Annotated in this window: 15 protein-coding genes; 8 read left to right on the top strand and 7 right to left on the bottom strand. The window is 72.0% G+C overall.

Annotated features, from left to right (window positions below):
* Positions 1–51: 51 nt before the first annotated feature.
* The 6 genes from aceB to QSK34_RS01075 are packed head-to-tail and all read left to right on the top strand — an operon-like array spanning position 52 to position 6,379.
* Positions 52–1,641: a malate synthase A gene (gene aceB, locus QSK34_RS01100; protein WP_285578921.1), complete on the top strand. Its 1,590-nt coding sequence runs from the start codon at positions 52–54 to the stop codon at positions 1,639–1,641.
* Positions 1,638–3,056, top strand: a complete 1,419-nt coding sequence (locus tag QSK34_RS01095; RefSeq protein ID WP_285578920.1) for an FAD-linked oxidase C-terminal domain-containing protein — start codon at positions 1,638–1,640, stop codon at positions 3,054–3,056. Before aceB ends, QSK34_RS01095 begins: the two co-directional genes overlap by 4 nt.
* On the top strand, positions 3,056–4,168 hold the full coding sequence (locus QSK34_RS01090) for an FAD-binding oxidoreductase (protein ID WP_285578918.1): 1,113 nt from the start codon (positions 3,056–3,058) through the stop codon (positions 4,166–4,168). Before QSK34_RS01095 ends, QSK34_RS01090 begins: the two co-directional genes overlap by 1 nt.
* Before the next feature lies 1 nt (position 4,169).
* Positions 4,170–5,396 carry a (Fe-S)-binding protein gene (locus QSK34_RS01085; RefSeq protein ID WP_161480436.1) on the top strand — a complete coding sequence of 409 codons (1,227 nt, stop codon included), beginning with the start codon at positions 4,170–4,172 and terminating at the stop codon, positions 5,394–5,396.
* The gene (locus tag QSK34_RS01080) at positions 5,393–6,136 is read left to right on the top strand and encodes an IclR family transcriptional regulator (protein WP_285578915.1); all 744 of its coding nucleotides are present in this window, start codon (positions 5,393–5,395) and stop codon (positions 6,134–6,136) included. Before QSK34_RS01085 ends, QSK34_RS01080 begins: the two co-directional genes overlap by 4 nt.
* A 30-nt stretch (positions 6,137–6,166) precedes the next feature.
* A complete protein-coding gene (locus tag QSK34_RS01075) occupies positions 6,167–6,379 on the top strand; it encodes a DUF2277 family protein (protein WP_161480438.1) in 213 nt (70 codons plus the stop codon).
* A 15-nt stretch (positions 6,380–6,394) separates the two neighbouring features.
* Here the strand turns inward: QSK34_RS01075 and QSK34_RS01070 are convergent, their stop codons facing one another.
* The 6 genes from QSK34_RS01070 to miaA form a co-directional block, all read right to left on the bottom strand.
* Positions 6,395–7,153 carry an HNH endonuclease family protein gene (locus tag QSK34_RS01070; protein WP_285578914.1) on the bottom strand — a complete coding sequence of 253 codons (759 nt, stop codon included), beginning with the start codon at positions 7,151–7,153 and terminating at the stop codon, positions 6,395–6,397.
* A 51-nt stretch (positions 7,154–7,204) separates the two neighbouring features.
* Complete coding sequence (locus QSK34_RS01065; protein ID WP_285578912.1) at positions 7,205–7,966, bottom strand: SDR family NAD(P)-dependent oxidoreductase; 762 nt, start codon at positions 7,964–7,966, stop codon at positions 7,205–7,207.
* A gap of 25 nt (positions 7,967–7,991) precedes the next feature.
* Positions 7,992–10,277 carry a tetratricopeptide repeat protein gene (locus tag QSK34_RS01060; RefSeq protein ID WP_285578909.1) on the bottom strand — a complete coding sequence of 762 codons (2,286 nt, stop codon included), beginning with the start codon at positions 10,275–10,277 and terminating at the stop codon, positions 7,992–7,994.
* A gap of 58 nt (positions 10,278–10,335) precedes the next feature.
* Positions 10,336–11,070 (bottom strand): SCO6745 family protein, encoded by a 735-nt coding sequence (locus QSK34_RS01055; RefSeq protein ID WP_285578905.1) that lies wholly within the window; start codon positions 11,068–11,070, stop codon positions 10,336–10,338.
* 64 nt (positions 11,071–11,134) lie between these two features.
* The gene (dapF, locus tag QSK34_RS01050; RefSeq protein WP_285578903.1) at positions 11,135–11,941 is read right to left on the bottom strand and encodes a diaminopimelate epimerase; all 807 of its coding nucleotides are present in this window, start codon (positions 11,939–11,941) and stop codon (positions 11,135–11,137) included.
* Positions 11,929–12,834, bottom strand: a complete 906-nt coding sequence (gene miaA / locus QSK34_RS01045; protein ID WP_285578901.1) for a tRNA (adenosine(37)-N6)-dimethylallyltransferase MiaA — start codon at positions 12,832–12,834, stop codon at positions 11,929–11,931. Before miaA ends, dapF begins: the two co-directional genes overlap by 13 nt.
* Positions 12,835–12,874: 40 nt before the next feature.
* Between miaA and QSK34_RS01040 the strand changes: the two genes are divergently transcribed.
* Positions 12,875–13,102, top strand: a complete 228-nt coding sequence (locus tag QSK34_RS01040; RefSeq protein ID WP_285578899.1) for an antitoxin — start codon at positions 12,875–12,877, stop codon at positions 13,100–13,102.
* A gap of 11 nt (positions 13,103–13,113) precedes the next feature.
* Complete coding sequence (locus QSK34_RS01035; protein ID WP_161480445.1) at positions 13,114–13,374, top strand: antitoxin; 261 nt, start codon at positions 13,114–13,116, stop codon at positions 13,372–13,374.
* Positions 13,375–13,426: 52 nt separating this feature from the next.
* On the opposite strand, the gene QSK34_RS01030 is transcribed toward QSK34_RS01035, so the two are convergent.
* The gene (locus QSK34_RS01030) at positions 13,427–13,939 is read right to left on the bottom strand and encodes a methylated-DNA--[protein]-cysteine S-methyltransferase (protein WP_161480446.1); all 513 of its coding nucleotides are present in this window, start codon (positions 13,937–13,939) and stop codon (positions 13,427–13,429) included.
* Positions 13,940–13,983: the final 44 nt, after the last annotated feature.

Raw genomic sequence — 13,983 nt, 5'->3', positions numbered from 1 at the left:
AATCTTCCATTGGATAGAAGACGATTTCCACATCATGGAAAAGAGTGGGCGATGACCAACGGAGTTGAGATCCACGGCCCGATGTCCGACCGGTTCGACGAGATCCTCACCCCCGAGGCCCTCGCCTTCGTGGCCGATCTCCACCGGGCCTTCGACGGCCGCCGCCGCGAGCTGCTGGCCGCCCGCCAGGCCCGCCAGGCCGAACTGTCGGCGGGGGGCATGCTGGGGTTCCTTCCCGAAACGGAGGAGATCAGGCGCGGCGACTGGCAGGTGGCGCCCCCGGCGTTCGGCCTGGAGGACCGCCGGGTCGAGATCACCGGCCCGGTCGACCGCAAGATGACCATCAACGCGCTCAACTCCGGCGCCAAGGTGTGGCTGGCCGACTTCGAGGACGCCAACTCCCCCACCTGGGAGAACAACGTCAACGGGCAGCTCAACCTGCGGTCGGCGCTCGACCGCGAGATCGACTTCGAGAGCGGCGGCAAGACCTACGCGCTCCGGCCCGACGACGAGCTGGCCACGATCGTGGTCCGCCCGCGCGGCTGGCACCTCGACGAGAAGCACCTGACCGTCGACGGGCGGCCGGTCTCGGCGTCGCTGTTCGACTTCGCGCTCTACTTCTTCCACAACGCCCGCCGCCTGCTGGCCAAGGGCAAGGGCCCCTACTTCTACCTCCCGAAGATCGAGTCCCACCTGGAGGCCCGCCTCTGGAACGACGTGTTCGTCGCCGCCCAGAACACACTCGGCCTCCCGGTGGGCACCGTCCGGGCCACGGTGCTGATCGAGACCTACCCGGCGGCCTTCGAGATGGAGGAGATCCTCTACGAACTGCGCGACCACTCCGCCGGGCTCAACGCCGGCCGGTGGGACTACCTGTTCAGCGTGATCAAGAAGTTCCGCACCCGGGGCCGCGAGTTCCTGCTGCCCGAACGCAACACGGTGACGATGACGGCGCCCTTCATGCGGGCGTACACCGAACTGCTGGTGCGGACCTGCCACAAGCGCGGCGCCCACGCCATCGGCGGGATGGCCGCCTTCATCCCCTCGCGGCGCGACCCCGAGGTGAACGCGGTGGCCCTGGAGAAGGTGCGGGCCGACAAGACGCGCGAGTCGGGCGACGGCTTCGACGGCTCGTGGGTGGCCCACCCCGACCTGGTGCCGATCTGCAAGGAGGTCTTCGACGGCGTGCTCGGCGACCGGCCGAACCAGCTCGACCGGCTGCGCGAGGACGTGAGCGTCACCGCCGAAGACCTGCTGGCGGTCTCCAAGACCCCCGGCGAGATCACCGAGACCGGCCTGCGCAACAACGTCGACGTCGCGCTGCGCTACCTCGCGGCCTGGATGGGCGGCAGCGGCGCGGTGGCCATCCACAACCTGATGGAGGACGCCGCCACCGCCGAGATCTCCCGGTCGCAGATCTGGCAGTGGATCCACAACGACATCGAGCTCGCCGACACCCGCGAGGTGGTCACCAAGGAGCTGGTCGAGCGGATCATCGACGAGGAGCTCGCCAAGATCAGGACCGAGCCGGTCTGGGACGAGGCCCTGTTCGCCCAGGCCACCGCGCTGTTCAAAGAGGTCGCTCTTGACGACGACTTCGCCGAGTTTTTGACTCTTCCGGCGTATTCTCAGATGCCGTGACGGTGTTCGACCGGCTCGAAGCGATCTTTCCGCCTGACCGGGTCATCACCGACCCGGTCCGGCTGCGCACCTACGAGTGCGACGGCCTCACCTACCATCGCGCGACCCCGATGGTCGTGGTCCTGCCGGAGACCGCGGCGGAGGTCGCGGCGGTGGTGAAGGCGTGCGCCGAGTTCGGCGTGCCGTTCGTGGCGCGCGGCTCGGGCACGGGCCTGTCGGGCGGCGCGCTGCCGCGCTCCGACGGGGTGCTCATCGTGACGTCGCGGATGCGGCGGATCCTGTCGGTCGACCTCGACCGGCGGCAGGCCGTCGTGGAGCCCGGGGTGACCAACCTGGCGATCACCGAGGCGGTCCGCGACCAGGGCTACTACTACGCGCCCGACCCGTCGAGCCAGCAGATCTGCTCGATCGGCGGCAACGTGGCCGAGAACTCGGGCGGGGCCCACTGCCTCAAATACGGGTTCACCGTGAACCACGTCCAGGCCCTGGAGATCGTCACGCCCGACGGGGAGATCGTCGAGATCTCCGAAGACGACTTCGGCTACGACCTGCTCGGCGCGTTCGTGGGGTCGGAGGGCACCCTCGGCATCGCCACCAAGATCACCGTCCGGCTGATGCGCGCACCCGAAGCGGTGACGACCCTGCTGGCCGCGTTCGAGACCATCGAGGCGGGCGGCCAGGCGGTGTCGTCGATCGTCGGCGCGGGCATCCTGCCCGCCGCGATCGAGATGATGGACGCCCTCGCGATCGAGGCCGCCGAAGCGGCCGTGGCCTGCGGCTATCCCGCCGACGCCGGGGCGGTGCTGATCGTCGAGCTCGACGGGCCCACGCCGGACGTCGAGTCGCAGCTCGCCGAGGTGATCGCCATCTGCGTGGCGACGGGCTCGTTCGAGCAGCGGGTGGCCGCCTCGGCGGAGGAGCGGGCCAAGATCTGGAAGGGCCGCAAGTCGGCCTTCGCCGCGGTCGGCCGCATCAGCCCCGCCTACATCGTCCAGGACGGCGTGGTCCCGCGGACCTCCCTCGGCGAGGTGCTGGCCGGGATCGACGCGCTGCAGACGGAGTTCGGCATCCGGGTCGCCAACGTCTTCCACGCCGGCGACGGCAACCTCCACCCGCTGGTGCTGTTCGACGACACCGCGCCCGGCGAGGGCGAGCGGGCCGAGGTGGTCAGCGGCCGGATCCTCGACCTGTGCATCCTGCACGGCGGCTCGATCACCGGCGAACACGGCGTGGGCGTCGACAAGGCGCGCTACATGCCGAGGATGTTCACCGACGCCGACCTCGACACCATGCAGCGGGTGCGCTGCGCGTTCGACCCCGGCGGCCGGTCGAACCCGGGCAAGGTGTTCCCGACGCCGCGGCTCTGCGGCGAGGTGCCCCGCGTCCGCAAGGGATCACCCGGGGAGATCTTCTGATGCTGGGCCACACGAGGGTGACGGTCCGCGACGGCGGCCCCGCCGACGCGGTGGGCGGGGTGGTCCCCCGCTGGGTCGCGCTGCCCGAGACCCTTGAGGAGGTCTCGGTCGTGCTGGGCGCCTGCGCCGACGGCGGGCTGGCCGTGACCCCGGCCGGGGGGCGCACCAAGCTCTGCTGGGCGGCCCCGCCGGAGCGCCTCGACGTGCTGCTCGACCTGTCGGCCATGCACGAGGTCCTCGAACACGTGGCGGGCGACCTGGTGGTCCGCGTCCAGGCGGGCATCACGACGGCCCGGCTGGCCGAGGTGCTGGCCAAGTCGGGGCAGGAGCTGGCGCTCGACGTGCCGTTCCCGGGGGCGACCATCGGGGGCACTCTGGCCGCCCCGTCGCCGGGCCCGCGCGCCTTCCGCTACGGCAACGCCCGCGACCTGCTGATCGGGGTGACGGTCGTGCTGGCCGACGGCACGATCGCGCGGGCCGGCGGCAAGGTGGTGAAGAACGTCGCCGGCTACGACCTCGGCAAGTTGTTCACCGGCTCCTACGGCACCCTGGGCGTGATCGCCGAGGCGACGTTCCGGCTCCACCCGCTGCCCGCCGACCGCCGGTGGCTCACCTTCGAGTGCGAGGGCTGGGAGGACGCCGGGGCGCTGCTGCGGTCGCAGCTCGAACCGAGCGCCGTCGAGATCGACCACCCGGCCGAGGGCATGTCGACGGTGGCGGCCCTGTTCGAGGGCTCGGCGGCCGGCGACCGCGCCGAGGCCGCCCGTGAGGTGTTCGGGGGCGGCGAGGTGCACGTCGGCGCGCCGTCGTGGTGGGGCCGCCCGCCGGGCCTGCCGCTCGCGTCGCTGCGCTGCCGCGTGGCGCCCCACGTGCCGGAGGGGGTGTCGGTACGCGGCTCGCTCGCCACCGGCGTCTACCTGGCCTCCGGCGTGACCGATCTCGACGCGTGGCGTTCGCGGCTGCCCGCCGACGCCCGTCTGGTGGGCCTGGCCGGTGACTTCACCGGCGACCGGTGGGGCCCGATCCCGTCGCTGCCGCTGATGCGGCGGGTCAAGGAGCGGTTCGACCCCGAGCGGCGCATGTCGCCGGGCCGGCTCGCGGGAGGCGTCTGACATGGACCCAGAGCTGATCAAAGACTGCGTGCACTGCGGCTTCTGCCTGCCGACGTGCCCGACCTACGTGTTGTGGGGCGAGGAGATGGACTCCCCCCGCGGCCGCATCCACCTGATGGCCCAGCACAACGAGGGCGTCCCGATGTCGCCCGAGATGGCCGGCCACTTCGACGCGTGCCTGGGCTGCATGGCGTGCGTGACGGCGTGCCCTTCGGGGGTTCAGTACGACCGGCTCATCGAGCACACCCGCCCGGTCGTCGAGCGGGAGCACACCCGCGAACCCCGTGACCGGGCGGTCCGGGCGCTGGTGTTCGCCCTGTTCCCCTATCCGCGGCGGTTGCGCCTGGTCAAGCCGTTCACCCGGCTCAACCGGCGGCTGGCGCCGTTCCTGGAGCGGGTGCATCCGACGCTCGGGGCGCTGGCCGAGCTCACGCCGCCCCGGTCGCGCACCAGGCCGCTGCCCGCGCTCGTCCGGGCGCGGGGGCGGCGGCGGGCCCGGGTGGGGTTGCTGACCGGGTGTGTGCAGGGGGCGTTCTTCCCCGACGTGAACCGGGCGACGGCTCGGGTGCTCGCGCTCGAAGGCTGCGACGTGGTGATCCCCCGAGGTCAGGGGTGCTGCGGGGCGTTGTCCCTGCACTCCGGGTACGACGCGCGCACGTTCGCCAAGAAGACCATCGCCACCTTCGAGAAGGCGGGCGTCGACACCGTCGTGGTCAACGCCGCCGGCTGCGGGTCGTCGATGAAGGACTACGCCGACGTGCTGGCCGACGACCCCGACTGGCGGCTCCGGGCGTCCCGGCTGAAGGTCCGCGACCTGGCCGAATACCTGGTCGAGCTGGGCCCGGTGGCCGAACGCCACCCGCTGCCGCTGACCGTGGCCTACCACGACGCCTGCCACCTGGCCCACGCGCAGGGGGTGCGGGCGCAACCGCGTGAGCTGCTGGGCGAGATCCCCGACCTGAAGGTGCGGGAGATCTCCGAGTCGGCCATCTGCTGCGGGTCGGCCGGCACCTACAACCTCTTCCAGCCCGCCCCGGCGCGGGAGCTGGGGGAACGCAAGGCGGTCCGGGTCGAGGAGACCGGCGCCGACCTGCTCGTGTCCGCCAACCCCGGCTGCACCATGCAGATCACGACCGCCATGCGGCGGCTCGGCCGCCCGCCCATCCCCGTCGCGCACACCGCCCAGGTCCTCGACGCCTCGCTCCGGGGGCTGGGGACGGTGCGGTGAGCGTCCAGTCGGTCGAGCGCGCGCTCGACGTGCTCGAAGCCCTGGCCGACCACGGCGGCGAGGCGGGCCTGTCGGAGATCGCGGCCCGGACCGGCCTGCCCTACGGCACCATCCACCGCCTGCTCCAGACCCTCCTCCTGCGCGGGTATGTCCGGCAGGAGTCCGACCGGCGATACGCGCTGGGCGGCGCGCTCGTCCGGATCGGCGGCGCGGCCGAACGGCTGGTGGGTTCGTGGGCCGAGCCCTACCTGGCGAAGATGGTGGAACTGTCCGGTGAGACGGCCAACATGGCCGTCCTGGAGGGCGACTTCGTGGTGTACGTCGCCCAGGTCCCCTCCCCCCGGCGGCTGCGGATGTTCGCCGAGGTCGGCCGCCGGGTGTTGCCTCACAGCACCGCCGTCGGCAAGGTCCTGCTGGCCGACCACCCGAACGCGGCGGCGGTGTTCGAACGGACCGGCCTCCCCCGGCGGACCGACCGCACCATCACCACCGTCGGGGCCATGATGACGGAGTTGTCGCTGGTGGCCGACCGGGGATACGCCATGGACCTCGGCGAGGAGGAGTCGGGCGTCCATTGCCTGGCGGTCCCGGTGGCCGACGGCGCGCGGGTGGTGGCGGCCATGTCGGTGTCGGGCCCGGCCGAGCGCATCTCCGCCCTCGACCGCGACGAACTGGCCCGGGGCCTGCGGAAGATCGCCGACGACTTCGGCGCGGAGGTCTTCGCCCCCAGGTCCGGCTGATCTGTCGGGGGACGGGGCTAGGTTGAGGGCATGTGCCGAAGCATCAAGACCCTGCGCCCGCCCTACGCCGACGACGTGACCGACAACGACATCGAGGCCGCGGCGCTCCAGTACGTCCGCAAGATCAGCGGCTTCCGCGCCCCCGCCGCCCACAACGCGGCGGCCTTCAACGACGCGGTCGCCGAGATCACCGCCGCGAGCGCGAAACTGCTCGCGGCGCTGGAGGTGCGAGGCGGGAGATGACTAGGCACCCCGTGGTCAGGCACACTGCGTGAGCATGATGTCCTTGTCGGCCGTGGTGACCGGCAGGTCATACTTGAGCGCCACCTGGGCGAACCTCACCACGTAGGAGCAGCGGATCTTCCGCACCGGCGGTAACCACGACGCCGGGCCCGAGTCGCTCTTCGAGCCGTTCGTCGAGCCGTCGACCGGGATCAGGTTGAGCGGATCGTTGGCCAGCCGCTTGCGCTCGGCCTCGCTCCACCGCGAGGAGCCCATCTGCCAGCTGTATGACAGCGGGATCACGTGGTCGATCTGGACCTCGGCCGCGTCCTCCTTGCGCCAGTCGATCGTCTTGCCCGTGTAGGGGTCGTCGAGGGTCATCGACACCACCACGCAGTCGGAGCCGCTGCGGAACTCGACGTCCTCGCCGTCGCGCTGGAGGAGGTCGTTGCGGGTGTCGCAGCCGTTGCGGGCGAGCGGGATGCCGTCGGCGTTGTCGGCCCAGGCGTAGCCGAAGTCCTCCCGGTCGTAACCGGTTCGCGGGCCGCGCCCCTTGGTCTCGACCTTCTCGATGAGCTCCCGGGCCTCCTTGCGGTCGGCCTCCGAGGTGATCGCCGCCAGACCGGGCTTGGTGCCCTCGGGGTTGTCGAGGGGGTTGGTCCCGGACGACGACCCCCCGTCCTTCGTGTCGCCGGGCGGCGCCGCCGCCTCGATCGCGCCGCAGCCCGACACGAGTAATCCCGCCAGCACGAACCCGGCGCCCAGTCTGCGCAGCACCGCCCACCCCCAGGTCATGAAATTGCCTGCCCAGGTATAGCAAATGCCCAAATTTCCGGCTTTAAGAGGTCAGGTGATCAGGATTCCGCCGTCCACCGGGAGCACCGCCCCGGTCACGTACGATCCGGCGTCCGAAGCCAGGAAGATCGCCGCGCAGACCAGCTCCTCGGCCTCCCCCACCCGCCCGGCGGGCACCCGCAGCGCCAGCGCCTTGTCCAGGTAGCCCTCGGGGTACTGCGACGTCATCTCCGAGGCGAAGAACCCCGGTTCGAGGCAGTTGACCCGGATGCCCCGGCGGCCGGTCCACTGCTGCGCCAGATCCCGGGTCAGCCCGGTCAGCGCCGCCTTGGACGCCGAGTAGGCCGCCTGCGGCAACCCCCCGGTCGTCTCGCCCAGGATGCTGCCGATGTTCACGATCGAGGAGCCGGGCCGCATCACCCGGGCGCAGGCCTGCGCCATGTGAAAGGCCCCGTTGAGGTTGACGTCGACGACGGCGCGGAACTCCTCGGCCGTCTCCTTGAGCGCGGGCACGGCGGTGCCGACCCCGGCGTTGTTGATCAGGATGTCGACGCCGCCCAGCTCGGCGACCGCAGCGGAGACCAGCGCGGCGCAGTCGTCGGGCGAGGTCACGTCGGTGGCCACGGCGACACAACGGCGGCCGGTCTCCTCGACCAGCCGCCGTGTCTCCTCCAGCCGTTCGGCCCGCCGCGCGCCGATGGCGACGTCGGCCCCGGCCTCGGCCAGGCCCCGGGCGAAGGCCACGCCCAGGCCCGACGAGGCCCCCGTGACGACCGCGACCTTCCCGTCCAGACGAAATCGTTCGAGAATCACGGCCGCCACGATACCGAACCAAGTTCTAGAGGCCGTACTCCTTCACGATGTGCTCGTGGCGCTCGGCCTCGACGCCGACCTCGCGGGCCAGGTCGAGCCAGGCCAGCGGGTGGACCCACGTCTCGGTCACGTCGTCGAGCACGGCGTCGAGCTCGGTCGGGCTGGCGTCGGGCGGGATCGCGATCCAGCCGAACACGCCCGGGAGCTGCTCGCCGGTGCCGGGGTGGGTGACCGTGTAGTTCTTGTCGGAGTAGACCCACATCGGCCAGCCGCGCTCGGCCATCAGCTCGTCGAACTCCGACCACTCCTCGTCGGTCGGGGCGGCGCCGTCGAAGAACCAGCTCGTGTAGCCGCCCGGACGGAGCATCGTGACCCCGGCGAACGGGATGACGAAGTTCTCCTTCTCCTCCTCGGACTCGGGCACCGGCTCCAGCGGGCGCGGGTCGATGACCACGATGTCGCCGGCGTTGTATTCCATGCCGCGCGGCTGCGGGATGGCGAGCCGGGCGGTGGCGGGGCCGGTGCGGACCGCGAGGACCTCGCGCTGGCTGCCGTCGGGCGCGGGGAGGATGGCGCGGATGAGGTGCCACTCCTCCTCGATCGGGCCCTCGGGCGACTGGATCGGCATGCCGAGCCGGGCCGCGCCCTTGCGGACGGTCACCCAGTCTTCGGCGGCCGTCGCCAGCACGATCACGCGCCAGATGTCCTCTTCCTCGCCCTCGACGTCGCCGTCGATGATCGGGCGGAGGATCTCGGCGGCGCGCACGTTGTCGCCGAGCTGCTGCACGGCGCCCGACCACAGGCGCAGCGACTCGAGGCCGGCGCCGCCCTTGGCGGCCTTCTCGGCCTCGTCGGCGGTCTCCTCCCAGCGCTCGCGCGCCCGGTGGAGGCGGGCCAGGGCCAGGTGGGAGGCGGGCGCCTTCAGGCGGGCCGCGAGGTCGTGGACACGTTCGTCCTGCCCCGCCTCGATGAGGAGGCCGGTCAGGTAGGCGATGTCTTCGGGGTCGGCCTGCGCCGGGTCGCCCTGGACGGCGGCCATCTGCCAGTAGACGTCGGCGCCGGTGGGCGCGTAGCCCAGGAAGCCGAGGGTGGTGGTGTGGCGGCGGGTCGCCTCGAGGTCTTTGCCCGACAGGGGCCACAACCAGCCGACCCAGCGCTCGGGGTCGGCGGTGCGGCCGTCGGCGGCGTCGAAGTAGGCGACCAGCTCGGCCTCGGGGCCGGGCGGGGGCAGCTCGACGGCGGCGTCGCACTCGGCGCGCAGCTCGGCGATCCGCTCGGCGACGCCCTCGGCCGACTTCAGCTCGCGCGAGGCGGCCTCGGCCAGGTCGGCGAGCAGCCGGGCCTGCCAGACGCCCTGGCGGCGCAGCGCCAGCCGGGCGCCGGTGAAGGCCAGGTCGACGCGGGCGCGCGGGGAGCCCATGGTCTCGAAGTAGCTCATCCACTGCCGGACGATCCGGCCGAGCTGCCAGGAGTTCTGGATGGCGTCCTGCTCCGACAGCCGGTGGACGACCTGCGCCCACTCGACCCAGTCGCGCGGGTGCTCGCCGACGACGTCGAGGTCGGGCAGCGACTCGACGGCGTGCTGGACCTGGCCGAGCTCGACCAGGATGCGGGAGTGCAGGATGCCCTCGCGGCGGGCCTTGGCCACCGGGTCGTCGGGCTTGAAGCCGTTGGCCGCGTGGAGCGCCTCAAGGGCGTCCTGCGCGCGGCCGGCGGCCAGCAGCGCCCGCGCCGACATGGCGGCGAGCTCCCAGGAGGCCTCGCGCCCGGCGCCGCGCAGCCGCTCGACGGCGGCCTCGGCGTAGGCGACGGCCTCGGCGGGCTTGCCGGCGTCGAGCAGGGCCAGCACGTATTGGGTGGTGAGCCCGGAGAAGGCCAGCGAGTCGGGCCCCACGGTCTGCAGCGCGCGGCCCAGCGAGCCGAGCCGCTCGTCGGCGTAGCCGGGCCCGTCGGTGTTGGCCTGGGCGATCGCCAGCACCTCGACGGCCCCGGGGGCCGCCGGGCAGTCGGCGACGTCACCGCGGGCGGCGAAGCTGACGAGCTCACGCGCGTCGTCGATGGCCACGGAGCCGTTCGCGCGGTCGCCGACGCGACCGATCAGGTGCCAGTAACGGGCGAACAGCTCGAGCCAGGGCTGCTCCATGCCCTCGGCCTGCTGCGCGATCGCCGGGGCCACGACGTCGAGCTGGCCGTAGCGGCCTTCGAGGGCCTGCGCGGGAACGTCGCCCAGCGCCATCGCCAGCCCGACATTTCCCGCCTCGTGCAGTTGCCGCTGGGTGCCGCCGACCCACGACCAGATGTCCACGTCCATGGGCAGCCAGTCTGCCAGGTCAGCAGGGCTGCCCCAAACGTCCGCACGGCTGTGCGCACTAATTCACGGCGGCCTGTGCCTCGCGCAGCAGTTCGCCCAGCTCGGCCGCCTCACCATCGGTGAGCACGTCGTATGCGGGCGCGACCAGCGCGTCGGTCAGCCGCTCGGCGTGCGCGCGCTTCGCCAGATCCTCCTCCGCGGGTACGGGATAGGGCTCCGGCCACGACAGAAACCTGGCCACCTCGGCAGTGCTCCGGTAGTCGAGCGGCGCGCCGGACTCGTCGCTGCCGACGATCGTGGCCATGAGAAGGTCGAGCCCCGCGGCGGCGACCGCGACGGCGTGCATGCCGCCCCGGTGCTCCCTGGCCACCTGGAGCGCGTGGGCGGCGCGGCCCGGGCCGTCGTCGGGCAGCGGCAGCGCCCGCCAGCCGGCGAACAGCGGCGCGGCCGCCGGGGAGGCCGCCGCGGTGGCTTTGGTGAGCAGGTCGGCGAGCCGCCCGGCGCCGTCGAAGGCGAGGTTGCGGCGGCCCCAGTCGGCGCACGCGCCGGCGAACAGGACGGCGGCCTTCTCGGCGGGCAGCGACCGGCCGCCCTCCCACGTGGCGCGCACGAAGCCGGGCTCGAAGAACGGCGCGGCGGCCAGCACCACATCGGGGTGGACCTCCCCGAGGACGCCGCAGCGGCCCCGGAAGTACATCTCCCACCGGCCGAGCCCGTGCTCGTCGCAGAGGGCCTTGACCTCGCGGGAGATCATGAACCGGCCCCCGAGCGCGCCGATCGCCTTCTTGTACATGTCCGCCTCCTGGGTCTGCTCAGCGCACCCAGCATGGAAGACAGAACAATATTCGGCAACCCGGTCAGCCGTGGTAGTCGCCCTCGGCCACCAGTTCGGCCGGCCCGGCCAGATAGCTGGTCTCCCCGTCGAGGGTGATGGTGAGGGTACCGCCGAGCACGCGTACGGACCAGACCCCCTCGTCCTCTCCCGCCGCGTGGGCGGCGGCCACCGCCGTGGCCACCGCGCCGGTGCCGCAGGAGCGGGTCTCGCCGGAGCCGCGCTCGTAGACGCGCATCGAGACCGAGTGGTCGCCGATCGGGTTGATCAGCTCGATGTTGACGCCGTCGGGGAAGGCGTGGCGGTCGAAGGACGGCTGGGCCGACAGGTCGAGCTCGGTGACCGGGTCGGTGATCACGCAGGCCAGGTGGGGGTTGCCCACGTTGACCCGCAGGCCGCGGTATTCGCGCCCGTTCAGGACCGTCCGGCTCTCGCCCGAGACGACCGGCCGGCCCATGTCGACCCGCACGTCGCCGGACGCGCCGAGGCGCACCCTCCGGACCCCGGCCCGGGTCGCCACGCCGAACTCGCCCGGCTCGGCCAGACCGGCGTCGACCAGGTAGCGCGCGAACACCCGCACACCGTTGCCGCACATCTCGGCGAGGCTGCCGTCGGCGTTGCGGTAGTCCATGAACCACTCGGCCTCGGGGGCCTGGGACTCCACCTCGGGGACCAGCTTGGCCGGGACCACGTGGAGGACGCCGTCGCCGCCGATCCCGGCCCGGCGGTCGCAGATCCGCGCCACGAGCGACGCGGGGAGGTCGAGACGCCCCTCGGGGTCGGGAAGCAGGACGAAGTCGTTCTCGGTCCCATGACCCTTCACGAAGCGCATGGGACAACCTTAATCGCTTGAGCAGGCAGGTCCGGGGCGTCGTAGGGCAACCAGACCACCCGGGGATCGCGGCGGAACCACGACTCCTGGCGGCGCGCGAAGCGCCGGGTGGCCCGGACCGTCTCCTCGACGGCCTGTTCCTCGGTCCACTCGCCGTCGAGGTACTTGATCACCTGGGCGTATCCGAGCGCCCGCGAGGCGGTCAGGCCCATGCCGGCCTCGTGCAGTTTCCGCGTCTCTTCCACGAAACCGGCCGCCCACATGCGGTGAACCCGGAGCTCGATGCGCTCGTCGAGCACCGGCCGGGGGATGTTCAGCCCGATCTGCACCGATCGGTAGACCGACTCGTAGGACGGCATGGTGGCCGAGAACGGCCGTCCGGACAGTTCGATGACCTCCAGGGCGCGCACCACCCGCCGCCCGTTGCTGGGCAGGATCGCGGCGGCGGCCACCGGGTCTTCGGCCTGGAGGCGGGCGTAGAGGGGCGCGACCCCCCTCTCGGCCAGTTCGGCTTCGAGCCTGGCCCGGATCACGCTGTCGGTGCCGGGGAACTCCAGGTCGTCGAGGATCGCCCGGACGTACAGGCCCGAGCCCCCGACGACCACCGGGGTGACGCCCCGGGCCAGCAGCCCGTCGATCAGGGGACGGGCGAGCCGCTGGTATTCGGCCACGCTCGCCGTCTGGCCGACGTCCCAGACGTCGAACAAATGGTGGGTGACACCTTTTCGTTCGGGGATGGTCAACTTGGCCGTGCCGATGTCCATTCCTCGGTAAAGCTGCATGGAGTCGGCGTTCACCGCCTCGCCCCGGAGACGGATCGCCAATTCCACGGCCAGATCGGACTTTCCGGCCGCCGTGGGCCCCACGACGGCGATGACTGGTAGCTGCCCCACGCCATCCAGTGTCCCAAGCCCCCGGGTAAGAATGGGACGAGTGGCGCCCGTCAGCGTCACGATCGGGGGATACGACATGTCCATGTACGACAAGGCCAAGGACAAGCTCGGCGAACACTCCGACAAGGTGGAGGACGCCGCCAAGAAGGGCGTGGACAAGGCCTCCGAGGCCGCCCGCCACAAGACCGGCGGCCGCCACGACGACAAGATCGACAAGGTCGCCGACAAGGCCAAGGACGCGGCCGACAAGATCGACGGCAAGCAGTAGGGGGAACTCCGATGTCGTTCTTCGACAAGGTCAGGGACATGTTCGGCGGACACCACACGCAGTCCGCCCCGACGACTCCTCGACCCCAGCGCATGCCCGGAACCGAGCAGGACGGCCTCCGTGACAAGGTGGAGGACTCCGTGAAGAGCGGCATCGACTCCGCCGCACGGAAGGCCGACGAGATGACCAAGGGCAAGTACCGCGACCAGATCAACCGCACGGCCGGCTCCGCCAGGAACGCCGCCGACAAGATCGACGGCAAGCAGGACTAGGCTCCTCCGCCCCGCCCGCCTCTCGTGTCCGCGAGGGCGGGCGCGCGGCTGATCAGAAGAGGGTCGGCGGCAGGTGGCCCTCCATGGTCAGCAGCCGGCGCTTCGACTCGACGCCCGCCCCGCCGGAGAACCCGCCCAGCCCGTCGCCCGCCACGACCCGGTGGCACGGCACGATGATCGGGATCGGGTTGCTCCCCATGATCGACCCGATGGCCCGTGCCGGGATGCCCGTCTCGCGGGCCAGATCGCCATAGGTCACCGCCCGCCCGTAGGGCACGCTCTCGAACAGCAGGCCCAGCACCCGGCGCTGCGTCGTGGACATCAGCCGCCAGTCGACGGGCACGGTGAACCGCGTCAGCTCCCCGGCGAAGTAGGCCGTGAGCTGACGGCCGACCTCGCCGGTCTCGGGCTCGCCCGGGTCGTCGGGGAACGGGCTCATCCGCTCGCGGACGCGGTCACGGAACTCCGGACCGTCGTCGAACGAGGTCGCCACCACTCCCACGGGGGTCACGGCCGCCACGACGAGCCCGACGTCGGTCGGCACCGACACGAATTGCAGCCCCATTCACCCGACCCTAGCCCCCGTCGCCGACCGGACCGGACCTCCTA

Source organism: Herbidospora sp. NBRC 101105 (assembly GCF_030269205.1).
Taxonomy (GTDB): domain Bacteria; phylum Actinomycetota; class Actinomycetes; order Streptosporangiales; family Streptosporangiaceae; genus Herbidospora; species Herbidospora solisilvae.
Note: the sequence above shows the minus strand (reverse complement) of the source record. Positions and strands in the feature narration are given on the sequence as shown.